Source organism: Fortiea sp. LEGE XX443, assembly GCF_015206815.1.
In the GTDB taxonomy this organism is placed as follows: domain Bacteria; phylum Cyanobacteriota; class Cyanobacteriia; order Cyanobacteriales; family Nostocaceae; genus Nostoc_B.
On sequence record NZ_JADEXZ010000021.1, the window covers coordinates 38,019 to 62,129 of the forward strand.

At 41.6% G+C, this 24,111-nt stretch carries 19 protein-coding genes and 1 CRISPR repeat array; of the genes, 7 read left to right on the forward strand and 12 right to left on the reverse strand.

The genetic code is table 11. From position 1 onward, the window contains the following. Positions 1-91: 91 nt before the first annotated feature. The 5 genes from IQ259_RS10610 to IQ259_RS10630 form a co-directional block, all read right to left on the reverse strand. Positions 92-730: a 1-acyl-sn-glycerol-3-phosphate acyltransferase gene (locus tag IQ259_RS10610; RefSeq protein WP_193884449.1), complete on the reverse strand. Its 639-nt coding sequence runs from the start codon at positions 728-730 to the stop codon at positions 92-94. Between the two features lie 87 nt (positions 731-817). Beyond that, complete coding sequence (fabD, locus tag IQ259_RS10615; protein ID WP_193884451.1) at positions 818-1,699, reverse strand: ACP S-malonyltransferase; 882 nt, start codon at positions 1,697-1,699, stop codon at positions 818-820. 78 nt (positions 1,700-1,777) lie between these two features. Continuing rightward, positions 1,778-2,770 carry a beta-ketoacyl-ACP synthase 3 gene (locus tag IQ259_RS10620; protein WP_193884453.1) on the reverse strand — a complete coding sequence of 331 codons (993 nt, stop codon included), beginning with the start codon at positions 2,768-2,770 and terminating at the stop codon, positions 1,778-1,780. 147 nt (positions 2,771-2,917) lie between these two features. Further along, positions 2,918-3,943: a phosphate acyltransferase PlsX gene (gene plsX / locus IQ259_RS10625; RefSeq protein ID WP_193884455.1), complete on the reverse strand. Its 1,026-nt coding sequence runs from the start codon at positions 3,941-3,943 to the stop codon at positions 2,918-2,920. 193 nt (positions 3,944-4,136) lie between these two features. After that, positions 4,137-5,618, reverse strand: coding sequence for a leucyl aminopeptidase (locus tag IQ259_RS10630; protein WP_193884457.1), 1,482 nt, complete (start codon positions 5,616-5,618; stop codon positions 4,137-4,139). A 156-nt stretch (positions 5,619-5,774) separates the two neighbouring features. Between IQ259_RS10630 and IQ259_RS10635 the strand changes: the two genes are divergently transcribed. Then, positions 5,775-6,500 (forward strand): Uma2 family endonuclease, encoded by a 726-nt coding sequence (locus IQ259_RS10635; protein ID WP_193884459.1) that lies wholly within the window; start codon positions 5,775-5,777, stop codon positions 6,498-6,500. Positions 6,501-6,503: 3 nt separating this feature from the next. Here IQ259_RS10635 and IQ259_RS10640 read toward each other — a convergent pair whose 3' ends face one another. The 3 genes from IQ259_RS10640 to IQ259_RS10650 form a co-directional block, all read right to left on the reverse strand. Then, the gene (locus IQ259_RS10640; protein WP_193884461.1) at positions 6,504-7,682 is read right to left on the reverse strand and encodes a hypothetical protein; all 1,179 of its coding nucleotides are present in this window, start codon (positions 7,680-7,682) and stop codon (positions 6,504-6,506) included. An 85-nt stretch (positions 7,683-7,767) separates the two neighbouring features. Further along, complete coding sequence (locus tag IQ259_RS10645; RefSeq protein ID WP_193884463.1) at positions 7,768-8,631, reverse strand: alpha/beta fold hydrolase; 864 nt, start codon at positions 8,629-8,631, stop codon at positions 7,768-7,770. 323 nt (positions 8,632-8,954) lie between these two features. Continuing rightward, positions 8,955-9,680 (reverse strand): 1-acyl-sn-glycerol-3-phosphate acyltransferase, encoded by a 726-nt coding sequence (locus tag IQ259_RS10650; RefSeq protein WP_193884465.1) that lies wholly within the window; start codon positions 9,678-9,680, stop codon positions 8,955-8,957. Positions 9,681-10,052: 372 nt separating this feature from the next. On the opposite strand from IQ259_RS10650, the gene metG reads away from it, so the two are divergent. From metG to lptC, 3 genes are all read left to right on the forward strand, one after another. Next, positions 10,053-11,654, forward strand: a complete 1,602-nt coding sequence (gene metG / locus IQ259_RS10655; protein WP_193884467.1) for a methionine--tRNA ligase — start codon at positions 10,053-10,055, stop codon at positions 11,652-11,654. Positions 11,655-11,825: 171 nt separating this feature from the next. Next, complete coding sequence (locus IQ259_RS10660; RefSeq protein WP_193884469.1) at positions 11,826-12,455, forward strand: NYN domain-containing protein; 630 nt, start codon at positions 11,826-11,828, stop codon at positions 12,453-12,455. Further along, complete coding sequence (gene lptC, locus IQ259_RS10665; RefSeq protein WP_193884471.1) at positions 12,455-13,720, forward strand: LPS export ABC transporter periplasmic protein LptC; 1,266 nt, start codon at positions 12,455-12,457, stop codon at positions 13,718-13,720. Before IQ259_RS10660 ends, lptC begins: the two co-directional genes overlap by 1 nt. Position 13,721: 1 nt before the next feature. On the opposite strand, the gene IQ259_RS10670 is transcribed toward lptC, so the two are convergent. The 4 genes from IQ259_RS10670 to IQ259_RS27555 all read right to left on the reverse strand — a co-directional run bounded on the left by IQ259_RS10670 (position 13,722) and on the right by IQ259_RS27555 (position 19,153). Further along, a complete protein-coding gene (locus IQ259_RS10670) occupies positions 13,722-15,608 on the reverse strand; it encodes an ABC transporter ATP-binding protein (RefSeq protein ID WP_193884473.1) in 1,887 nt (628 codons plus the stop codon). Positions 15,609-16,069: 461 nt separating this feature from the next. After that, the gene (locus IQ259_RS10675; RefSeq protein ID WP_193884475.1) at positions 16,070-16,627 is read right to left on the reverse strand and encodes a single-stranded DNA-binding protein; all 558 of its coding nucleotides are present in this window, start codon (positions 16,625-16,627) and stop codon (positions 16,070-16,072) included. A 388-nt stretch (positions 16,628-17,015) separates the two neighbouring features. Continuing rightward, positions 17,016-17,348: a CRISPR direct-repeat array (repeat unit 37 nt; unit sequence GTTTCAATCCCTAATAGGGATTAGTGAAAGTTTCAAC). A gap of 248 nt (positions 17,349-17,596) precedes the next feature. Further along, on the reverse strand, positions 17,597-18,988 hold the full coding sequence (locus tag IQ259_RS10680) for a 1-acyl-sn-glycerol-3-phosphate acyltransferase (protein WP_193884477.1): 1,392 nt from the start codon (positions 18,986-18,988) through the stop codon (positions 17,597-17,599). Between the two features lie 42 nt (positions 18,989-19,030). Then, the gene (locus IQ259_RS27555; RefSeq protein WP_255525319.1) at positions 19,031-19,153 is read right to left on the reverse strand and encodes a hypothetical protein; all 123 of its coding nucleotides are present in this window, start codon (positions 19,151-19,153) and stop codon (positions 19,031-19,033) included. 27 nt (positions 19,154-19,180) lie between these two features. On the opposite strand from IQ259_RS27555, the gene IQ259_RS10685 reads away from it, so the two are divergent. The 3 genes from IQ259_RS10685 to IQ259_RS10695 all read left to right on the forward strand — a co-directional run bounded on the left by IQ259_RS10685 (position 19,181) and on the right by IQ259_RS10695 (position 24,096). Further along, a complete protein-coding gene (locus IQ259_RS10685; RefSeq protein WP_193884479.1) occupies positions 19,181-19,903 on the forward strand; it encodes a class I SAM-dependent methyltransferase in 723 nt (240 codons plus the stop codon). Between the two features lie 498 nt (positions 19,904-20,401). Then, positions 20,402-22,198 carry an ABC transporter ATP-binding protein gene (locus tag IQ259_RS10690; RefSeq protein WP_193884481.1) on the forward strand — a complete coding sequence of 599 codons (1,797 nt, stop codon included), beginning with the start codon at positions 20,402-20,404 and terminating at the stop codon, positions 22,196-22,198. Between the two features lie 50 nt (positions 22,199-22,248). Further along, positions 22,249-24,096: an ABC transporter ATP-binding protein gene (locus IQ259_RS10695; RefSeq protein WP_193884483.1), complete on the forward strand. Its 1,848-nt coding sequence runs from the start codon at positions 22,249-22,251 to the stop codon at positions 24,094-24,096. The last annotated feature ends 15 nt before the right edge of the window (positions 24,097-24,111 follow it).

Below are 24,111 nucleotides of genomic sequence, written 5' to 3' on the forward strand. Positions count from 1 at the left end.
TAAAAATAAGCTAGTTTAGAGATCGCTAATAGATACTAGAAACATATAAAAATAAAGTGGCGATCGCTACCACCTAAAAGCATATTTCTTTTTAACGCCCTAAATCGTGCATCTCGTTGATTACCGTTGCACACTTTTGTGTTACGGCCGCTAATTCATCTTTATTAGTGGAACTAGGGGGGTCAATTACATGGCCAATTCTGATAGTGAGTGGAACAGCACGCGGTATCGATGAGCCTTTTTCTAAAATACCTTCAGTTCCCCATAAACTTACAGGTAATATAGGTACTTTTGCCTTTGCAGCCAGCAATGCTGCGCCTTTTTTGGGTTCGGTGATTCTACCATCTGGGGTGCGAGTACCTTGTAAAAATACTCCCACAGCCCAACCATTTTCTAGACATTCTAGGGCTGCACGGATAGCATTGCGATCGGCATTCCCTCGACTGACTGGGTAAGCACCATACAATTTAATTGCTTGCGCTAAAACAGGAATTTCAAACAACTCTTGTTTAGCCATGTATGCTACCGGACGACGCACACAATTGGAAACAATCGGCGGGTCGAAGTAACTAGCGTGATTGCTGACAACCACCAATGGGTCTGATTGTGGGACATTTTCAACCCCATAAATTTTACCCCCAAAGTAAGCATGTAACATGGGACTGACAATCGACCATTTAAATGCGTGGTAAAGTGCCAGACTGATCAACGGTTCACGACTGCGAGACATAGGAAGGATGAAGTATGAAGTGTGAAGTATGAAGTATGAAGTATGAAATTAAGTATTTCACCATCATTTTTTACACTTTTGTATTCTCTAGTCCGGTAATTCAGCAGCATTACGGACGTTATTTAAGATTAAATCAGGAGTGGTGCGTTTAATTAAACCTGTTAAAACATTGCCAGGGCCGATTTCTATGACTTGCTCAATACTGTTAGCCGGTAATTGCAGAGAAATTTCTCGCCAACGTACCGAACCAGTCATTTGTTGAGTTAGACGCTGTTTTAAAATCTGTGCATCAGCTGAGGGTACAGGTTCAACATTCGACATTACAGGTACAGTTGCAGATTCAAATTCCACAGATTCTAAAATATCTTGAAACTCCGCAGCAGCAGCAGCCATTAAATGTGAGTGAAACGCCCCAGAAACTTTAAGAGGAATAGCCCGCTTGGCCTTAACTTGAGACATCACCGTTTGTACTGCGTCTGGAGTACCAGAGATAACGACCTGCGCCGGGCTGTTATCATTCGCCAAAACTACATCTGGTGTTTGTGCAATGACTGTTTCTAACTGTTCCCGGTCAAAGTTCATCAAAGCCGCCATCATCCCGCCTGCGGCGCTATCCATCAGTTCAGCACGACGCTTGACTAATTGCAAACCCGCAGACCATTCAAAGACACCAGCAATGTAAAGGGCAATATACTCACCCAAACTATGGCCAGCAACTAAATCTGGTTGATGTCCTCGTTCGCGCATCAAGTCAGCAAGAATACTCTCAACTACGTAAAGACAGGGCTGAGTGTAAAGTGTCTGTGCTAACTTTTCTTCTTGGTTTTGGCATATCTCAGTCACAGACCAGCCCAAAATTGCCTCCGCTTGGGCAAATTTATCTTTGGCGGAGGGTATATCTAGTAAATCCATTCCCATTCCCAGAGTTTGGGAACCTTGTCCGGGAAACACCCATGCGGTTTTAGTCATTTGTCAAGAGTCAATTAAGAAGTCAAAAGGAAAAAAGCAAAAGTAAAAATTTTTACCTTTTTACTTTTTACTTAATACCTATTTTCCCCATTGAAAAATGGCTGCACCCCAGGTGAGGCCTGCGCCAAAGCCGGATGCAGCAATGATGTCATTGGGTTTTATTTTGCCTTGTCGCACTGCTTCATCTAAAGCTAGAGGGATTGACGCGGCGGAAGTATTGCCGTAATTGGCAAGATTACTGATAACTTTATGTTCAGGAATATTTAGGCGTTCGGCAACAGCATCTAAAATCCGCTGATTGGCTTGGTGTAAGAGTAGCCAATCAATTTGCTCAACAGTGAGGTTTGCTGCAAATAAAGCTTTATCAATAATTTCTGGTACTTTCTGCACAGCAAAGCGGTAAACTTCTTTACCGTTCATCGTGATGGGTTGGTAAGTGCCTTGAGAGACATTAATACCTGGGAGTAGTTCTTGAGAAGAGACTGCGTAACCAAGATTCAGGTGATGATTTTGAGTGCCATCGCTTTTGAGGGCAAATCCGAGTAAGCGATCGCTTTCATTAGCTTGCAATACTACTGCTCCTGCACCATCACCAAACAACACACAAGTTTTTCTATCTTGCCAATCTACCCAACGAGAGAGGATATCTGCTCCGATCAACAGTACATTTTTATATACTCCGGTTCTGATGTATTGGGCAGCTGTGACTAGCCCGAAGACAAAGCCAGAACAAGCAGCTGTTAAGTCAAATGCTACGGCTTTATTCGCTCCCAATTCAGCTTGTACTTGACAAGCACTGCCAAATAAATCATCAGGGGTAGATGTTGCCAGCAAAATCAGATCCAAATCAGTTGCTTGAATTCCGGCAGAGGCGATCGCCTGACGACTAGCAGCCGCCGCCAAGGAACTCACCGAATCTGACGGTAGTGATATTCGTCGTTGACGAATTCCCGTTCTTGTGGTGATCCACTCATCTGAAGTTTCAACCAGTGCTGTCAATGCGTGGTTGTCGAGGGAAGTTTCTGGTACTGCCGAGCCACTTCCGGTAATTGATACACCTAACTTTTCCACTCCTAATCTCCCAAGCTCTCAGCGTTTTAGTCATTTGCCCTTCTATCTTTGAGATGACAAATGAACGCCAGTTACTACAAGTCGGCAGAGCCGCCCAACGGACTGCTCACCGCAACGCACTGGCTCCAAATCAAAAATGACTCATTACTAACCGCTTTCGCGCTGTAGGATTTCATACTGGGACTGAAGTCTTTGCAGTACCTGATTATCCACCGCTTCTTTTGCCATACGTATTGCACTAAAAATTGAAGGTGCTTGCGAACTGCCGTGGCCGATGAAACAAACTCCAGCCACACCTAACAGTAAAGCACCTCCATGCTCCGCATGATCCATGCGCTGCTTAATTCGCTTGAGATTTGGTTTTAACAGTGCAGTACCAATTTGACCGCGTAATCCTTGGGGCAGTTCTTCTCGTAAGATTTGCAGAATTACTCCTCCCAGAGATTCGGCAAATTTTAATAACACATTGCCCGCAAAGCCATCACACACAATTACGTCAAATTGACCAGAAAGTACATCACGGCCTTCGGCATTACCAACAAAATTAATTAGAGTATTTTCTCGCAGTAGTTGATGGGCGCGGAGAGCTTGCTCGTTACCCTTGGTGTCTTCTTCGCCAATATTTAATAAACCAATTTTGGGTTTTTCATTACCCAACACATACTGGCTGTAAATCGAACCCATGACAGCAAACTGCTCTAAAAATTTAGGACGGCAGTCTACATTTGCGCCAACATCAAGTATTAATACTGGTTTGCCAGCCATAATCGTGGGGAAAACCGTACCAATTGCTGGGCGATCAATTCCTGGCAATCTTCCTAGGCGGAGCAATGCTGCTGCCATTGCTGCCCCAGAATGACCAGCAGAAAATACAGCATCTGCTTGCTGATTTTTGACTAAATCCATTGCCACATTAATAGAAGCCTTGCGTTTGCGTCTAACCGCATTTAAAGGCTCCTCATCCATTGCGATCGCTTCCTCAGCCGGAACTATCTCCACCCGCTCCAAAGTAGTCTTTGGTGGCATGACAGCTTGAATCTGTTGGGGATCACCCACCAACAAGACTTTCACACCCAATTCTTCACTGGCACGCAATGCGCCAGCAACGATTTCACTGGGTGCGTTATCCCCCCCCATTGCGTCAATTGCTATCCGTGCGCAAGTCGATCCCATTGCTCAGAGCTTCTAGAAACCTTACAAATTTTACCAGATGGCTTTGTCGAAAAACCTTAACTTTCTGGCTGCCAAATTACTATTGTTACTATTGCAACAGCTTTTGGCAGCCAGCCCAAGATAACACGAATAAAGTATGAATTCTGAAGTATGAAGTCTGAAATATGAGTTTTCAGACTTCATACTTCATACTTTAGACTTCGGTTCCTAGTACCCAGTTGACCAACATCCGCACACCGTAGCCAGTGGCTCCAGAGCCGTTGTAGCCATTTTCTTTGTCTGTCCATACTGGGCCTGCAATATCTAAGTGCGCCCAAGCGGTATCTTTGACGAACTGTTTGAGAAATAGAGCAGCAGTAATAGATCCACCAGGACGTGGCCCGGTGTTTTTCATGTCCGCAATGCCGGATTTCAAGCCTTCAAAATATTTTTCTTCCATTGGCATTCGCCAAATTTTTTCGCCTGATGTGGCAGAAGCTTGTTCTAGTTGGGAAGCTAAAGCATCATCGGGAGTATACAAGCCTGCAATATCTTCACCCAAGGCAATGACGTTAGCACCGGTAAGGGTGGCTAAATCAACGATCGCATCTAATCCTAATTTGTCGGTGTAAACCAAAGCATCAGCTAAGGTTAAACGTCCTTCTGCGTCGGTGTTGTTGACTTCGATGGTTTTGCCGTTAGAGGCGGTGAGGATGTCCCCTGGGTGCATGGCGCGACCGCTAATCATGTTTTCAGTGACGGCTGAGATGAAGTGAACTTCGGCATCTGGTTTGAGTTGAGCGATCGCTTTGGCTGCACCTAAAGTAGCAGCTGCACCACCCATATCAATTTTCATGGTTTCGATGCCGCTACCTGCACCTTTGATATTCAGTCCACCAGAATCAAAGGTTAAACCTTTACCAATTATGGCTAGTTTTTTTGTGGGTGTGCCTTGGGGTTTGTAGGTGAGGTGAATGAATTTTGGCGGCAAATCGGAGGCTTGAGCAACTCCTAAAAAAGCACCCATACCTAGCTTTTCACAATCTTCTCGTTCCAGAATTTCAATTTGTAAACCGTGGTCTTTAGCGATCGCTTGGGCTGTCTCTGCCATTGTAATGGGCGTGACTGCGTTGGCTGGAGCTGCTACCAACTCTCTAGCTAAAATTACCCCGGAGACAATCTGATTAGCACGAGCAATCGCTGCTTCTTGCCCATCAAATCCCAGTAATTCTACTGTTTCAACTTTGGAAGCTTTATCATCTGGTTCTGATTTAAAGCGTACATCTTGATACAGTGCCAACTGTACACCTTCAGCGATCGCTTGGGCTGTTGCGCCTGGGTCGTTATTCCATAATGGAAAGCTAAATCCTAAAGTTTTGCTTTTTTGCTTTTTGGCTACTTTTGCCACAGCCGCAGCCGCACGACGCACGGTATCTATTTTCAGCGCCTCTGGTTTTCCTAAGCCGACTAAAATTACTTTCTTAACTGCATTACCACCAGTGACACGAGTGAAAACGGTGCTATTGGCTTTGCCTGTAAATTCTTCTTCGGCAATTACTTCTTTTAAGATGCCGGCAAACTTGTCATTTAAAGTCGCCAGTTCACCAGTTAACTCTACTGCATCTTCAAATAATCCGATTGCCAAACTATCGCCTGCCCACTCCAGCAAAGGCGTATTACTGAGTTGAATTGCCATGTTGGGATTTTGTTTAAAGATTCCTTCTTGTACCAGTATTGCTCAAAATTATTTTTTCCGACTCAGGGGAGTAAGAGAGAAGAGGCAGAGAGGCAAATGACTATTGACTATTGACTTTTATAATTGAAACATCCAAACCTTCTGCATGGCATGACTATGACCCCAGCCTTATCTTCAACCCAACGGGCAGAAGTGTTCTATCCTAGTTCTGATGGTGAACCTGTGGCAGAAAGCTATGCCCATCTATGCGTTTTACTGGCGACGTTGGAAGTTCTACGCCAGTATTTAGCAGGACAACAGGCAACAGTCCTCGCTAATCAGTTTCTTTACTATGCCCAAGGGTTTCCTAAGTTGCGCGTTGCACCAGATGTAATGGTTATTTTTAATGTCGCCCCTGGTGGTCGAGATAATTACAAGGTGTGGGAAGAAGGGGAAGTTCCATCTGTAATTTTTGAAATGACTTCCGCAGGGACAAAAAATCACGATCAAGAATTTAAGAAGATTTTGTATGAGCAACTTGGTGTCAAAGAATACTGGCTATTTGATCCCAAGGGCGAATGGGTGCAAGGACAGTTGCAGGGTTATCGGTTGCGGCAAGATGTATATGAATTAATCACAGACAATCGCAGCGAACCATTAGGTTTGCGGTTGCAAGTGGAAGGAGAATTAATCGGTTTTTACCGAGAAGATACAGGAGAGAAACTGCTGAATCCCACAGAACAGGCGCAAGCGTTACGAGAAGCACAACAACGAGCAGATGCAGAAGCCCTAGCTCGACAACAAGCAGAACAAGCTCAACAGCAAGCCGAACAACAAATAGAGCAATTAAAACAACGCCTACGAGATATCGGTATTGATCCTGAGCAAATTGAACAGGAATAGAGGCTAGGGGCTGGTTGTTGACTCAGAACTATTAACTATTGACTGAACTTCGGTGATCTCAATATCAAATTTATTAGAGATCGCCGTAATAATTTCTTGCTCTACTGCTGTAGTCTGATTGTCAAGTTGAGCAATTCTTTGGCACTGCGCCAATAAGGGGACAGCAAAATCACGGTTGAGTTGATTGAGTAGTGTATCTAAAGGTTGCGGTGATTTGATATTGTTGGCAATCGCTGTTATTGATGCCGGGCTGAAATTCAGTGATTGTAATTGTGGTAAGATTTCTCCCCAGGTTTTTTCTGGGTGGCTGGCAAGGAGCATGTGAACTAGAATTTTATCCATGATCACTTGTTGAGCGATCGCAGTTTCTAAATAATTTTCACTTTCTGCTTTTAAAGTTGCCAAGGTTTCTTTTGATGTCAACGAAGTGGATTCATCCAGTTTGGCTTCATAAAATCGACAAGCTGCATACCCTAGAGAGTAACTCATGGCAGCGTTGGAACTAGTGGCGATCGCTGCACCCGCAAACGGTACATTTCTCAGCAGCGCTAATCCTGCTGCTTTCAAAAGTCGATTACCTCCCAAACCCAAACCAAAAATTGTCAAAACTTCGCCTTTACGTGCTGGCTCTTGTAAGTCTAGCCCATAGGCAGCGGCAATTTGATACAGCATTTCTGACTGCAATTTCAGTGTTGCGGCTAAATCAATAGCCAACAATGCTGCCGCTACCCCTGGTAAAATACTGCTGGCAAAACCAATCCCCCCAGCTTTAGTTGCTGTTTCCATCATGATGCGGTGGGAAATTTGACTGGGAGATTCTTGCGGATATTTTTGCTGGAGTTTTTTAACAGTGGCTGCTGCTTTTTCTAGATCAACATTTTCGGTAGCACCTATCAGCCAATTGAGATTCAAAAACCCAGATAGTTTGCGGATTAGCCAATTTTGATTAAGAAGATTGACTAGCTCACCAGTGGTTTGAGTAGCTTGCCCAAATAACTTATGTGTTTGCTTTGCTGCTACTACTCCCACTCCCAAAGCTGTATCTAAAAACGCTTTACCACTTTGGGACAAGGAATCTAACAGTGATGACTTCTCGGCTGTGGATGTCTGTCGGGTGATTTTTGCTTCTGGTAAATTAACTGATTGGTTTACTTTGGGTTCTGATTGGGGTGTGTCTGCCATTTTTTTGAGATCATCGTGAACATCTCTCTAGTTAGTTTGTAGCTAAACTTGAAATGACTTGAACTCTCCCAACAAGCACAAATTATCAATCTTCATGTCTGAGAAGTTCGGCGTATTCTTCTAACCTTTCTTCAGCTAGGTTGAGTTCCTGAGTAGGCAATTCATAATTTGTCAAAAAATTGTTATCCTCTAAAATCTCATAGAGATTAACATCTTTCTCTAGCAAACAGGCGTGTCCGCTATTTGGCAGTACTAAAACCTGAGAATTGGGTAAGATACCAGCTATGCGCTTGACTTCGCTTACCGAAGGTAAAAGGCGATCGCTACCTCCAGCAATTAACAAAACAGGTTGAGTCAAGCGACGTAGCTGGTTTTCATCAATCTCAAATTGTCTCAATAAAGACAACCGCCAGTTAACTGTTTTTGATGGTACGGAACGCATGGTTTTGAGCAAATCATGGCGATCGCTTCTCGTCATCCGTTCTAAAGATGCCAAAAACGGCAATAACCCCAATGCACCGATATCATAAAAACATTCGGGTACTAAATACGTCAGTTGGGATGTCCAAGGCAACCAAGAACGCAAATTAAAGGCTGAGGCTGGGTTGATTAAAATAATCCGTTTAAATAAATGGGGTGCTTTGATGGCTACTTTCATTGCCAAGCAGCCCCCAAATGATTCCCCACAAAGATAAATTGACCTCTGGGAGCTTTTTTCTAATTCTGCATGGATTAAGTCCAAGACATTATTCGTTAGTATTTCCCACGTAGTCAAGTCTTTCCTGGGGATCGCTAAACAGCGCACATCAAAGCCAACTTCTAATCCATCTGTTTGCGATCGCAACATTTGACCAGTGCCATCCATTCCTGGTAAATACACAAACAACGGGTACTCTGCTTGGACTCTTTTAGGAGTTAGAAAACACGGCTTTAGCTCAATTTCTGGCATTGTAAAATTTTTAATTCAACTTTTTGGTTCTTATAGTTTTACCTGCATACAATAACCATACTTTGAAGTTTGTCATCTCTTGCTGAATTCAGCGCAGTATTGCAGGAAAAAGTCTGTTAAAATCATAACTCAGCTAATAAAAACTTCATAAAATATAAGTTTAAGCTGTTTATACACATAACTCAATCCCATCAATAGATAAAAGCCAGACAAGAATCAGCAAACTATCTCAAAAAAAAGCAAAATATTACAACTCTGCCTGAATAATTGTTCAGGGATAAATAAATCAAAAACTTAGGTTTTAAGCTTGCTTGTGTTTTACTTCAATAGCACCCTTGTCTCAGTAAATTGGCGATTTCATTTTGGCAGTGTTCGGTTAGCTCTGATACGACATTTTTTGCCTGTTTTCCATGATATTTCTGTTGATGCTGAGTTGTAATCCAATAAGGACGACCAATTAACACAGCTACCCGATGATATATGACTAAAGGATGCCAACCAGATTGATTAAATAAAGGTTCTGAAGGGTCGAACAAACTCAACAGTTTTAAGGGAAATGCTGTGGTGTTGACTTCTTCCAAGGAGGCGATCGCAACTGGTAAAATTGCCAAGTCAGGTACAGCAGATCGTAACGCTAAATGGGCGAATCCTCTCTGAAATTCACCCACCATAGATGCCGGAGTCGATTGCACCATTGGTTCAGCCCCTTCAGGAAAAACCCCTACCATCTGTTTTGATTGTAATAGCATCTGTGACTGGGCAAAAAAGCTCTGCTGGCGGTTGGGAATTGTTTCTAAAGGAAAGCAACCTAATTGCCCTGTGACAATCTCTCGTAAAATCGGCACTTGTCCCATATAGTGATGGCAAGCAAAACGAATTGGACTCGATAGTGCTGCCATTAAAATCATGGCATCCATAAAGCTGCGATGATTGCTCACTACTAACAAACTTGCATCTTGAGGAATGCGATCCTCGTAATAACGAAACATTTGTGTCGAAAACGCCGCTAGGAATAAGCGAGAAATGTCCAGAGGACTATTTAGACTCATATCTAAATATACTTTTGGGAAAATATCGCAGTTTATCTTAATTTAATTTTTACATTTCTTTACTAGTAGCACTACAGTCTTAAGATAGAAATGTCTTATCAACATAAGCAGATGATTTTTCTAGGTTTAGAGCGTTGTACTTTTAGCCACAATGTATGTAACAAAAAGCATTACAAAGGAATATGAACTCATAATTTCTGTTGGTTATGTAAAAATAAGCCAGTTTTGCCTAATTACAAAAAATTTCTTGCATCTGGAAATTTGCTAACATTAAAGTGAGGTTTGAAAAAGTGATAGTAATGTTATATAATTGCGTGGTTTTGCCGACATAATTAATTGAAAAGCGTTTTAATAATTTATTTTTAATTTTGCATGAATCTAGTGGATAAAAAAGACCAGACATTTGCACTGACAACACCCCTCTACTATGTAAACGATGTTCCTCATATCGGCAGTGCTTATACAACGATCGCCGCAGATGTAGTGGCTCGGTTTCAGAGGTTAATGGGGCATCGGGTACTATTGATTACGGGTACAGATGAACATGGACAAAAAATTCAACGTTCAGCTGAAACTTTAGGAAAAGCACCCCAAGAGTTTTGCGATGCCATTGTCCCCAGTTTCATGCACTTATGGGAGGTATTAAATATTCAATATGATCGCTTTAGCCGGACTACAGACGTACGTCACGAAGCGATCGTCAAAGAATTTTTTGGGCGAGTTTGGGAAAAAGGTGATATATACCAAGGACAACAAAAAGGTTGGTACTGCGTAGCCTGCGAGGAATTTAAAGAAGAAAGAGAATTGTTAGATGGCAACCGTTGTCCTATTCATACTAATAAACAAGTAGAGTGGCGAGACGAACAAAATTATTTCTTTCGCTTATCTAAATACCAAAAACAGCTAGAAGAATTTTATCAATCCCACCCAGAGTACATCCAGCCAGAAAGTCGTCGGAATGAAGTCTTAAGCTTTGTTAGTCGAGGTTTGCAAGACTTTTCGATTTCCCGGATCAATCTCGACTGGGGCTTCCCCGTACCAACTGATCCCAAGCAAACCCTTTACGTCTGGTTTGATGCCCTGTTGGGTTACGTAACGGCGTTATTAGAACCCGATGCTGAACCGACATTAGCAAATGCTTTAGCGACATGGTGGCCGATTAACTTGCATTTAATCGGGAAAGATATCCTGCGCTTTCATGCAGTTTACTGGCCAGCAATGTTAATGTCAGCAGACCTACCATTGCCCAAACGAGTCTTTGGCCACGGTTTTTTGACCAAAGATGGGCAGAAAATGGGTAAAGCACTGGGTAATACCCTCGATCCCATAGCTCTAGTCCAGAGTTATGGTAGTGATGCGGTTCGTTATTACTTCCTTAAGGAAATCGAATTTGGCAAAGATGGCGACTTTAATGAAAGTAGATTCATTAATGTTCTAAATGCAGATTTGGCAAATGATTTAGGTAATTTGCTCAATCGCTCCCTGAACATGGTGAAGAAATACTGTGCTGGCAATGAAGTTTCAATTTCAGATGAAAGTGTTTCTGCTGAAAATCCTTTAAAAAGAATTGGTTTAAGTCTAGGAGAACAGGTACAACAAGCCTATGAAGCTCTAGCTTTCAATCAAGCCTGTGAAGCGATTTTGTCACTGGTGCAAGCCAGTAATAAGTTTATTGATGATCAAGCCCCTTGGTCACTATATAAACAAGGACAGCAGCAGGAAGTGGAAAAAGTGCTTTATGTAGTTTTGGAATCTGTCAGACTGTCGGCTTATCTTCTTTCACCAGTTATCCCCAATATCAGTAGTGATATTTATCAACAACTGGGTTTTGGAATTAACTTTAACGAGCAAATTAAAACAGCGATCGCTGCCCCATTTTCTATCCATTCCAAATGGGGGGTACTATCTAAAAAACAGCAGTTGGGGAATCCTCAACCAATCTTTAAACGCATAGAACCTCCTAAAAACGATTAGTTTTTTAAATCGCTTTCAGACAAATCTCTTATCTCTCAAATCTCACAAAAAATTCATTGGGGCTGGACTTAAATATTAGCCCTAGAAAATTATCATAAACCGCACTAACTAAATGTAAAAGTCGGAAATTCGTATCAAAAATAACAAAATAAAATCCGAGGTATGACAACAATGTTAAATAATTTAGAAAATGACTCGATATTTACCCCAGAACAAGTTTTAGAGAATCGAGGTCGAGTCGCCATATTTATCGATGGCTCAAATCTATTTTACGCTGCACTGCAATTAGGAATTGAAATCGATTACACCAAGCTACTATGTCGCTTAACAGGTGGATCTCGATTGTTACGGGCTTTTTTCTACACAGGTGTAGATAGAACCAACGAGAAGCAACAGGGTTTTTTACTGTGGATGCGTCGGAACGGCTATCGAGTCATAGCTAAAGATTTAGTCCAGCTACCAGACGGCTCAAAAAAAGCCAACTTAGATGTCGAAATAGCTGTAGACATGATGGCTTTGGTAGATTCCTATGACACCGCTGTTTTAGTTAGTGGTGATGGAGATTTAGCCTACGCCGTCAATTCTGTAAGTTATCGTGGTGTACGGGTAGAGGTTGTGAGTTTGCGCTCAATGACCAGTGATAGCTTAATTAATGTTAGCGATCGCTACATTGATTTAGAAGCTATCAAAGAAGATATTCAAAAAACCCCACGCCAGAGTTACCCATATCGACCTCTATCGGGAATGGGCTTTTTGGATGATCCCACAGATCATGATGGACATCTAGAAATTCAAGATTAATGAAGGATCAGCAAGGCAGACAGACAGCAAAAAGAAATTTAAGATTTATGGGGGGAATTAAAATAAAATTCCCCCACTTTCATTCATTTTCTTGGTTGAGTTTTATCCACATCAAAACAAATTGGTATTACCTGCCTTTAACTTTACTTTTAATGATTAATTTAGTGGCTTGTGGGAGTAAATCCCCCACAGGCTCTAATCAAAATAATCAAGATTCATCCACAGCAGATTCAGACAGTAACTTAACTTTTTTTGATGTTTCCTTAGAACAAGCTGACGAAGTAGGGCGACCGCTTTGGAAAGTTAAAGCTAAACAGGCAAGATATACCAAAGAAAAACAAATCGGTCAGGCGGAAAGCCCCTATGGAGAGTTATATCAAGATGGTAAAATAGTTTACCAAATCAAAGCAGACCAAGCAGACATTGAACAAGATGGTAAACGACTGTTTCTTAAAGGAAAAGTATTTGCCACAGACCCTAACAATGGTGTGGTTTTACAAGGTAACGAATTAGAATGGCGGCCTCAAGAAGATTTATTAATTGTCCGTAATCAAATCAACGGACAGCATAAACAATTACAGGCAGTAGCGCAAGAAGCGAGAGTTAAAACCCGTGAACAAGTAGCAGACTTTTTTGGCAAAGTTGTGGCAAACTCTACCGATCCCCAGTTACAAATACGGACAGAGCATTTACTTTGGCAGATTAAACAAGAAAAATTAATTGGCGATCGCCCTCTGCAAATTGACCGCTATAAAAATAAACAAATCACAGATCGTGGTAGAGGAAATTCTGCTGAAGTCAACTTAAAAACTAAAATTGCTACCATCAAAAAAAAAGCCCAAGTAGAGTTACTAGAACCACCAGTGCAGATACTCAGTGACTCGATGATCTGGAATATGAACACAGAAAATGTGCAAACAAATTCTCCAGTCCGAGTGTTCAACCGTGCCGAAAATTTAACCGTGACAGGCAATCGAGCCGAAATGAAAATACCGCAAAAAACGGTTTATTTAGTCGGTAATGTGAACGCCATTGGTCAGCGTCGTCAGTCTTTGAAATCTCAAACACTCACTTGGTTTCTGGATAAAAAATTATTAGAAGCACAGGGAAATGTAGTTTATCGACAAGTTGATCCACCTTTAACTTTTAATGGTGACACCGCCGTTGGTAATCTCCAAACAGAAAATATCGTTGTCAGCGGCGGTAAATCAGGTGGTCGAGTAGTCACAGAAATTATTCCTGAATCACCAAAACTTGGGAGGTAAATTATATTGCTCGCACTTGGCGACTACGTATGCGTTCTGGGCTACCTGTAGGAATTGAAGCAATTAACTTTTGCGTGTACTCTTCTTTCGGTTCGCGGTAGATGCTTTCGGCTGTGCCTTGTTCGACAATTTGACCGCGATTCATGACTAAAATGCGATCGCTCATAAATTTCACTACACTTAAATCGTGGGAAATAAATATATAAGTGAGTTGAAAATCTGTTTGCAATTCTTTCAACAAATTCAATACTTGCGCCTGTACCGATACATCAAGCGCCGAAACCGATTCATCACAAATGATAAATTTCGGGTTTAATGCCAAAGAACGGGCTATACAAATCCGTTGACGCTGACCACCAGAAAACTGATGGGGATAGCGACTCATCGCGTCTGCACTCAACCCCACTCGTTCTAGAAGTTCAATTACTCGTTCTCGCCGTTGTTTGACTGTCTTACCCACAGAGTGAATTAACAACGGTTCCATGATTGCATCGCCAACTTTGATCCGGGGATCAAGGGCGCTAAAGGGGTTTTGGAAGACAATTTGCATTTCTCGTCGGAGTTTCTGCAAGGCTTCACCCTTGAGATTGGTGATATTTTGCCCATCGAAAATAATCTCACCACTCATTGGTTCAATTAACCGCAGCAAAGTCCTACCGAGGGTCGTTTTACCGCAACCAGATTCGCCCACCAACCCCAACGTTTCCCCTGGTTTGACATCAAAGGAAACATCATTAACCGCCATAGTGTAACGCTTTGTGCCACCAAAAACCCCGCGCACAGGGAAACCCACTTTTAGATTACGGATTTGCAATAAAGCTGACTTTTCTTGCAGATTTGTCAATCGGGTAGTAATTTCTTCTGGAGAGATTTCTATTGGCTGCGGAGGTTCTTTTGCCTGAATTAACAACTCTCCGTTTGCTGTTTCTTCCACACTCATATAATCAGAAACCGTTAGCAGTTTGTGGGGACGATGGTTAAGTGTGGGGCGACAAGCTACCAATCCCTTAGTATATGGATGTTCAGGATGACTGAAGATATCTTCAGATGCACCATATTCGACAATTTTACCTTTGTACATCACCGCTACTTGGTCGGCAATTTCTGAAATTAGTCCTAAGTCATGGGTAATGAAAATCAACGCCATCTCGCGGGTTTGTTGCAATTCTCGTAGCAAATCAATAATTGTGGCTTGCACCGTCACATCTAAGGCTGTGGTTGGTTCATCCGCAATTAACAGCAACGGATTGCAAGAAATTGCCATTGCAATCATCACCCGTTGTAACTGTCCGCCTGAAAGTTGGTGCGGATAACGTTCTAAGATGGCTTCTTTATGCTGTTTTACCAACTGTGCCAGTTTGTAATCATCTGGTTTGGGTGAATTGGGGTTAGTTTGAGGCCAAGTTTCGAGATACTGCTGTTTGATTTGTTCATCACTAGAAAGAAGTTTAACTTCTTGCAAACCTGCGATCGCAATTTGTCTAGCTTCAACCGTTGAGACATTCTGATGGCGCATAATCGCTTCAGTTAGCTGAAACCCAATGTTATAAACTGGATTCAGCGAACTCATTGGTTCTTGGAAAATCATAGCGAGGTCGCCGCCGCGGTGTAGCTGCATTTGTTCTGGCGGTAACTCCAGCAAATTAATTGGCTTGGCTTCTGGCTGTTGACGAAACCAAATTTCTCCACCACTAACTCTACCGGGAGTTTGTAACAAACCCATCAATGCTAGTGAAGTTACAGATTTTCCGCTTCCCGATTCTCCTACAATTCCTAGAGTTTCACCCCGATGTAGTTCAAAAGAAATTCCATCTACAGCTTTGAGACTGTTGTCATCACCGGAAAATTCAACTTGGAGATTGCGAACCTCTAGGACAGTTTCTCTCATAGGAGTTGCGTATGGATATTCACAGAAAATTATTTGGATTTTAGCAGTTGTTTCGATGCTATGCTGGCAATCTTAGTTTTTGCTAATTGTAGCTTGAGGTAACAAATAACCGTTCAGGCTTAATATAAATACGCTTTTCTAGAGTAAGGGAAGTAAGTAGTTGGGGATAAGTGACACTTTGGCATGGTTCAACTGCGCTCACCAGCCGCTGAGTGACCGCAGGCGACAGTTAAAAATTTGTATAATTTATTTTGCCTAATTACTTAATTATCCGCAATTGTGTGCGATCGCAGATAAGCTGTTACACGCCTAATTTGTAGATTCAGACGGCAGCGAAGAGAGATTTAGATTTTTCTCCTAAATCTAAAATATACAATTTAAATGTAGAGTAGCTTACCAGATATTTAAGCCCCTCTCCGCGTCGGAGAGGGGTTGAGGAGAAGTCATCAAACTCACGTTAATTAGAACGGAATATCATCTGGATCGGGTTCTTCTGTGACTGGCGTATAGGTACGCTCAAAATTGCTGGGTTGGTATGCTGGTTCAGGGTTTGTAACTAGCGGCGTAACCCCAACATTACTAGTAGCAGGTGCAGCTGTTGGACGTGGCTGCCCATAACTAGAATCATCAGGTTGAGGATATGCGGTGGGAACAGTTGCAGCTGAAGATGCAGGTTGCGAGTAGGTTTCCGGTGCTGATGAAGTATAAAAACCTTTGCCCACTGGGTGAATGCGTTGGATTGTTAGTTCGGCACGTTTTTCTTTAAAACCTTCGGCGCGGCGCTCAAATGTTACCATGCCTAAACGCCCTTCAATGATGACGCGATCGCCTTGATGATAGTTTTGCTGCACATCTGTGGCTAAATTACCCCAACTCACCACTTTCAAGGTTGCGGGTGGATCTTCTGGCTTTTGGGAATTAGGAAATTGTACTAGCATTTCTGTAACTGCTAGATTATCGGCTGTATACCGTAGTTGTGGCTCTTGAATAATGTCTGCCATTAAAACACAGCTGTTCATTGAATGCTCCTAAGCGAATAATTCGTAATTTTTAATAACGCTCTCTACGAGACGCTAAAAGCGGACGCGGACTCGCTAACGTAATTATGAATTAATTTATAAACTGTCTATTGTGCATTATTCCTAGCATAAAAGCCAAGCGATCGCATTGCACAGTAGTTGTAACACTAGTGGCCGCCTTCGCCTGACTGGAACGAGCATTGAATTCTGCATGAATAGTATAATTGTACCACTAATGAACAAAAAAATCCGCCTGCGCGGACTAATGAAAAATCAAGGGTTTTGAACCCACGCAGGTGGGTTTTGTCTGTGTAGCCGCGATTTTCAATCGCCAAGGCAAGTAATAAATTAGACTTTTAACACAACCTCTAAAGCCGTTCGCTTATCCGCTTCAATCCCTAATAGGGATCAGTGAAAGTTTCAACAATATTGTTGATATTTGGTCGGGGCTGTTCAAATTGTTTCAATCCCTAATAGGGATTAGTGAAAGTTTCAACTCTCCATCTTGAAGGATTTCCCAGATTTGAAGAATGTTTCAATCCCTAATAGGGATTAGTGAAAGTTTCAACCTCTACTGGATATCCCCATTCTTGCAGCCAATAGGCAAGCGCCGTTTCAATCCCTAATAGGGATTAGTGAAAGTTTCAACATTCGGCATCAGCAATCAAGGCGGATGCGATACCAGTTTCAATCCCTAATAGGGATTAGTGAAAGTTTCAACTGCGGAAGGCGGAAAGCCCGTTATTATGCGGTTTTCAAGGTTCGATTTTGCGGATGGACTGATTATAACACTAGAGAATGTAAATTGATTTACAGAAAATACCTGAAACCCAGACTTGTTAAGGTGCGCGGATGATTTTAATTTAATTTTTCCCCAAAACCTTACACTGAAAAGAATACAGCAGTTTTTGATGAAAGCTAATTTTCTACACCTACCCATCCGCGCATTTGATAAAAATAAACAACAAATTAGCTAATCAAATTCTCTAATGCTACCTGCAAATCTTTTGTCAATGTACTCGCTGCTTGTCTGGCTGCATGACGGTTATTTTGCGACTTTTCCCAGCGTTCGGTGACTGAAATTGGTTCACCTACGGTAATTTGCACTTGTCGCAGTCCTAAACGAGGTCTTCCTGGTAATGTTGATTCTTGAATTCGAGTTAACATGTCATACATCAGTAAGGCTGTCTCGGCGAACCGTTCAACTGTGGGTTGTTCTTTGAGATAAGTTTCGGTGATGGCGACAAAACTTTCTACTATCCGCATGTGCTGCATTCGTAAGTCTGCTTCTTCTGCAATCCAATCTGCGAGTCCGCGTTTCAAGGGTGGTAGTGTATTGATATCTAGAATATCTTCGCGGTAAATGTAATTCCAGCCTGCTTCTTCTAAACGGCGACAACGGTCGATAAAGTTTCCCTGTGCTTGGATGTCAAAATATTGTTCTGCAACTTTTAAGCCTGTATCTAATAAGCGATGTAGTCGGGGAATTAGTGGTTGATTGGGTATCTGTGGTAAGTCTTGATGATAAAAGCGGCGATAAAATTCTTCCATCTCGGTAATGAGATATTCACCTAGCTGACAAATGCGTTGGTAATAAATTTCGGCTGGGTTGTCAGTTGCAGACTGAGAAACTGGCTGTGCTGCTAAACCGCTATCAGCTTCTAATTTACTTAATAACCAATTTAGTTTTAACCAAGGTGGCTGAATGTAACGATATTGAATTGCAACTGGCACTATCAATACTGTTTCAGTGCGATCGCTTTTTTGCAAGTCTTCTACACACCAAAAACCTAGTTGAGCAACGCCGGGTTCTAAGGGGCTAACTATGCCACTATGTCCATTAGTACCGCCTTCAGGTGCAACTGCGATCGGCATTTTGCCATTGGCGAATAAATCTCGCGCTGTTTGAATAGCTAACCTATCTAACCGTCTACCACGCCGGACTGGAACGCCGCCAATCCGAGAAAATAACCAACCTAGCCAATTTCCTGCCCACAGTGTCATGCCTCTATCATAGAGAAAGTAGCTATGTAGTGGTTCTTGTAATTTGATCCCTTGCTGACGTGCTGCTTTAGGAACTATGCGCGAAAGCAAATACAACATACAAAGGGGATCTTCGACTTCTGGGTGACGAAATGCTATCAAAAAGCGGATTTTGCTTGCTTGGAATTGTTGATAGAGTTGGGCTAATATCTCTGCGTTCTCGGCTTCAATTTTAACAACACCAGCAGTTAACCAAGGTCGAGTCCGAAAACGTAGGACAATTGGCAACAACCACCGCATTATCTGGAGCGCCAGCGGGTTAAACTTTTGGGGAATAAATTTTAATGGTGGTTGAGTTGATTGTATCGATTTAGGCAAGCTGTTCTCCAGATGGTGTTTCTTGCGATTGTACAATGTAAACTAACCGCACCCACAAGGGGATGAGGTTTCCCGGAGGTCTTTATGAATTTTAGGTTGTGCTTTAAGCGATCGCTCCCATCTTTTAGTTGACAAAGCCAACTGCGATCGCTCAAAGTCTATCATCCACTTTCAATAGCAGTAAAGCAGCTCATGTCTAAAAAGCAATTTCCCAATTATCCGTTTAATTCCAACAATCCTTCCTCAGATAAATGGCACGAAAGAACATCACAAGTAGCTTATCGCTTCAATCGCCAGTATCAAAATCACACTTTTGAATTGCCAACAGAAGTACAGTCTATGCCAATATATCAGGAATGGAAGGCTGGTATTTTGGCTGGCAGGGCTGTTTCTCCTTTCTGGGAAATTGCTCAACCTCAAAAAAATCAGCACTGTTTGGATATTGGTTGCGGTGTCAGCTTTTTGATTTATCCTTGGCGAGATTGGCAAGCATTTTTTTATGGGCAAGAAATTAGTAATATAGCGCGAGATACCCTCAATTCTCGTGGTTCCCAACTGAATTCAAAGTTATTCAAAGGTGTGGAGTTGGGGGCGGCTGATCGTTTAAACTACCCTTTGGATCAGTTTGATTTGGCGATCGCTACCGGATTTAGTTGTTACTTTCCTTTAGAATACTGGAACACTGTTTTGGGTGAAGTCAAACGAGTTCTCAAATCTGATGGACATTTTGTCTTTGACATCCTCAACCCAGAACAGCCTCTAGCAGAGGATTGGGCGGTTTTAGAAACTTATTTAGGTGCTGAGGTGTTTTTAGAACCTCTGGCTGAGTGGGAAAAGATGCTCAAAGCTGCTGGTGCTAAGGTAGTTGCACAGCAATCAGGAGAACTATTTGAGTTATACAAGGTGCGGTTTTGAATAGCTGTAAATCGTTGGACTCGTTTCCCGTTTTCCAGGTATATATACAAATTGAGCTAACTAACGCAGACATAATCTAAGCAATACATAAAAAAGCAGGGGGGAAGGGAGCTCTTAGCAGGGGAGAAAAGCCACCTACAAGAGATGGGGTTTTAACCAAAGGTGAAAGGGAGCAAGGGAGCCTGAACGAAGTTCGGTTTGTACCTACAGTCCCCTCTTCTCCCTGCTAAGAGCCCCCTGCCTCTAATCAACAGCATTATTTGTAGATGGTGATAGCCGCCATCTTTAATTTTATTGAAATTAATTAGCACTAAAGACTTAAAAATAATTATGAATCGATAATACCATTTTGGTGGATAAAACGTTTATTGCATAGCTTTTTCAGCAATTTATTTGTCGCAATCATTTATGTAGTATACTATTTTTGCATAATTTTCTCAATTACTTCCGATTGAATTACAACTTACAGCAAAATCCTGGCTAAGATTCGACGACGTTATGAAAATTGGTATAAAACAGTTTTGGAATTTGTTAATAGACTATCTCAAGCCTCAAAAGGGGCGAGTGGCCAAGTTTGCGATCGCTCTACTCGCTAGTATTGGACTGCAACTTATCAACCCACAAATTTTACGTAATTTCATTGATACATCTATAACAGGCGGTTCAGTCCAGAACTTATTCATCGCCGCATTTCTCTTTATCGGTGTGGCTTTAGCGACGCAAGTCATGTCAATTACAGCTACATACTACGGCGAAAACGTTGCTTGGACAGCGACTAATGCCTTACGTGCAGATTTAGTAGAGCATTGTCTAAAACTCGATTTATCTTTTCACAAAGTTTCTACACCAGGTGAGTTAGTAGAGCGAGTGGATGGTGATATTCACAATCTTTCTAAGTTTTTCTCCAAATTTAGCGTTTATATTTTGGGTAGTTTGCTGTTGATTTTGGGTGTAATTGTGGTGATGTTCGCCGAAGATTGGCGGGCTGGTATGGCTATTTTATTTTTTGCGGCGATCGCATTGTATACTCTAATTCGTCTGCGTTCCATTGCCGTTCCTTATTGGGGAAGCTATCGCCAAATCAATGGAGAGTTTTTCGGATTTTTGGGTGAGCAACTCACTGGGATTGAAGACATCCGAGCAAATGGAGCGAAAACTTATGTTATGCACCGCTTCTATAAAATTTTGCACCGCTGGTTGCCCACTTATCATCAAGCCCGCTTTGCTGATACTATCCTCTGGACGACAACTAACGGTATATTCGCCCTAGGTAACGTCATTGCTTTAGCTGTAGCTCTTTACCTTTGGAATCAAAAAGCAATTACTATCGGTACTGCATACATATTTTTTTATTACACTACTCTCTTGAGCGAACCGATTGAGCAAATTCGCACTCAGTTAGAAGATTTGCAACAAGCAGAAGCCAGTATTTATCGGATTCAAGACTTATTCCAAGTGCGATCGCAACTGAATGCAGGAGGTAAAAAGCTACTTCCTCACGGCGCACTTTCCGTTATATTTGAGAATGTCTCATTTAGCTACAGCGATATCCAAGGACAAGCCACTACGCGTCTACCCATCAACAGACAAGATCCAAAATCAGAATTAATCCTGCAAAATATATCTTTCCATTTACCACCCGGTCATGTATTGGGATTATTAGGACGTACAGGTAGCGGTAAAACGACTTTAGCACGCTTATTACTGAGGTTATATGACCCACAATCAGGCGCGATTCGCTTGGGGAATGTACCCATCAAGCAAACTCCCTTAACAGACTTACCTAAGCATGTCGGGCTAGTAACTCAGAATGTCCAGTTATTTCAAACCACAGTCCGCAACAATCTCACCTTTTTTAACCAAAATATCAGCGACGATCGCATCTATCAAACCTTAGAGATGCTGGGATTATCTGCATGGCTCCATTCATTACCCAAAGACTTAGATACTGAATTAGGGCCTGATAGTACTGGCTTATCAGCAGGAGAGGCGCAATTGTTAGCATTTGCCCGTGCTTTTCTCAAAAACCCTGGCCTAGTAATTTTAGATGAAGCATCCTCACGCCTCGATCCCACAACAGAAAAACTCATAGAAAAAGCCATAAACCAGCTACTAATTGGGCGTACCGGCATCATTATCGCTCACCGATTAGCCACCGTGCAAAGAGCAAATCAAATTCTAATTTTAGACAAAGGTCGAGTCAGTGAATATGGTTTGCGAGAAGAATTAATTCAAAATTCTCATTCACGCTTTTCTCAGTTACTCAAGACTGGTTTGACAGATTTATTAGTTTAATTTTGGTCATGCCAATTTACATAACAGTCTTCTTTTAATTACAAATTATTATGTTATCAGCAACCAAAAAAACACCAGGCTGGAAATTATTATGGAACCTAATTTGCTATCAACCAAAACTATATATAATTGACAGTTGCTTCTGGATTTTAATTACGGGCTTACCTGCAATTCCAGGATTAATTATCCGAGAATTTTTTGATAGCCTGACGGGTAAAGCCCAATTTGGGTTAACATCTTTAACTTGGATTGTGTTATTGTTGGCTTTGAATTTAGGACATATTGGAATAATATTTGCAGGGCGCTTAACCAAAACTCAGCACCGTTTCACCATGAGTTCATTGCTAAGACGCAATTTATTAGAACGCCTGTTAAATAATCCCAATGCTCAACCTGTAATTGTTAACAGTGAAGAAGAAAAAGCTGTATCTCAAGGTGAAATTCTGAGTTATTTTCGTGATGATGCTCAACAAATAGAAGACAATGTGGCATGGGTATCAGAACTACTTGGAGAAGGAATATTTGCTGTTCTTTGTCTGGTAATTTTACTAAGCGTTAATGTTCAAATGACTTTGTTTGTTTTTCTGCCTTTAGTTGGGATGATCGCAATTATTCAACAAGCAGAAACTCATATCAAACGATATCGCAAAGCTAGTCGCCAAGCAACAGAAAAGGTGACAGGTATTTTAGGCGAAATATTTAGTTCGGTGCAAGCAATAAAAGTAGCTGGTGCAGAACAAGATGTGCTGAATTATTTTCGCACTCTCAACGACAAACGCCGCCAAGTGATGGTGAAAGATAGCTTATTAAATGCCATGTTAGATTCGGTTTTTCAAAACATGGTGAATTTAGGAACAGGTTTAATTTTGCTACTAGCTTCGGTGTTAATTCAAAATCAAACTACTAAACTGACTGTAGGTGACTTTGCTTTATTTATTTATAATCTTTCCTTTGTGACTGGCTTTTTCAACTCATTAGGGAGATTCATGGCGTTGTATAAACAAACTGAAGTCTCCTTTGAACGCATGACAGCTTTGCTTTCCGGTGCAACAGCAGATACTTTAGTAGCCAACAATCCACTTTATCTGAATAACCTGCGCGATGAGCTACGCTTCGTCAGAAGTGGGAGAAAACAACTACTTCCACCCTTAGAACAACCACAAATAAAAGAAAAAGATTGCTTAAAATTGTTAACTATATCTAACTTGACTTACCACTATCTTGGTACTAATCAAGGAATTACAGATATCAGTTTTCAGCTACAGCGCGGTAGTTTGACTGTTATTACTGGTCGTATTGGTTCTGGTAAAACTACACTGCTACGAGTTTTATTAGGATTATTACCCAAGCAATCAGGTACTATTTATTGGAATGGATTGCTAGTAGAAGACCCTGCTAATTTTTTTGTACCATCTCGTAGTGCTTATACTTCTCAGATTCCCCAACTGTTTAGTTATACCCTCAGAGAAAATATTTTATTGGGTTTAGAAAAAGATGATTCTGAAATCGAAAAAGCGCTAAACATGGCTGTATTTGAACAAGATTTAGCAGCTATGAATGCAAAAATGGAAACTCTAGTAGGAGCAAAAGGCGTTAGACTATCTGGTGGGCAATTGCAACGTTTAGCAGCAGCGAGAATGTTTGTTCGTCAACCAGAATTACTGGTTTTTGATGACCTTTCTAGTGCTTTGGATGTAGAGACAGAACTAGCTTTATGGTCACGGATATTTAACAATGGAAGTGAAGCACAAAAATGGACACCAACTTGTCTTGTGGTTTCTCATAGACGTTCTGTTTTACGTCGCGCCAACCAAATAATTGTGATGAACGCAGGTAAAATAGCAGCACAAGGAAAGTTAGATGAAATTATTAGTCAAGGTCAAGATTTAAACTTTTGACTCTACTCATTAACA

Coding starts and splice junctions, on each gene's coding strand:
- plsX (WP_193884455.1), bottom strand. CDS start 3,943: ATGGGATCGACTTGCGCACGGATAGCAATTGACGCAATGGGGGGGGAT.
- lptC (WP_193884471.1), top strand. CDS start 12,455: ATGAAGGATCAGCAAGGCAGACAGACAGCAAAAAGAAATTTAAGATTT.
- IQ259_RS10610 (WP_193884449.1), bottom strand. CDS start 730: ATGTCTCGCAGTCGTGAACCGTTGATCAGTCTGGCACTTTACCACGCA.
- IQ259_RS10670 (WP_193884473.1), bottom strand. CDS start 15,608: ATGAGAGAAACTGTCCTAGAGGTTCGCAATCTCCAAGTTGAATTTTCC.
- IQ259_RS10660 (WP_193884469.1), top strand. CDS start 11,826: ATGTTAAATAATTTAGAAAATGACTCGATATTTACCCCAGAACAAGTT.
- IQ259_RS10685 (WP_193884479.1), top strand. CDS start 19,181: ATGTCTAAAAAGCAATTTCCCAATTATCCGTTTAATTCCAACAATCCT.
- metG (WP_193884467.1), top strand. CDS start 10,053: ATGAATCTAGTGGATAAAAAAGACCAGACATTTGCACTGACAACACCC.
- IQ259_RS10640 (WP_193884461.1), bottom strand. CDS start 7,682: ATGGCAGACACACCCCAATCAGAACCCAAAGTAAACCAATCAGTTAAT.
- IQ259_RS10650 (WP_193884465.1), bottom strand. CDS start 9,680: ATGAGTCTAAATAGTCCTCTGGACATTTCTCGCTTATTCCTAGCGGCG.
- IQ259_RS10630 (WP_193884457.1), bottom strand. CDS start 5,618: ATGGCAATTCAACTCAGTAATACGCCTTTGCTGGAGTGGGCAGGCGAT.
- IQ259_RS27555 (WP_255525319.1), bottom strand. CDS start 19,153: ATGATAGACTTTGAGCGATCGCAGTTGGCTTTGTCAACTAAAAGATGG.
- IQ259_RS10675 (WP_193884475.1), bottom strand. CDS start 16,627: ATGAACAGCTGTGTTTTAATGGCAGACATTATTCAAGAGCCACAACTA.
- IQ259_RS10695 (WP_193884483.1), top strand. CDS start 22,249: ATGTTATCAGCAACCAAAAAAACACCAGGCTGGAAATTATTATGGAAC.
- IQ259_RS10690 (WP_193884481.1), top strand. CDS start 20,402: ATGAAAATTGGTATAAAACAGTTTTGGAATTTGTTAATAGACTATCTC.
- IQ259_RS10645 (WP_193884463.1), bottom strand. CDS start 8,631: ATGCCAGAAATTGAGCTAAAGCCGTGTTTTCTAACTCCTAAAAGAGTC.
- fabD (WP_193884451.1), bottom strand. CDS start 1,699: ATGACTAAAACCGCATGGGTGTTTCCCGGACAAGGTTCCCAAACTCTG.
- IQ259_RS10635 (WP_193884459.1), top strand. CDS start 5,775: ATGACCCCAGCCTTATCTTCAACCCAACGGGCAGAAGTGTTCTATCCT.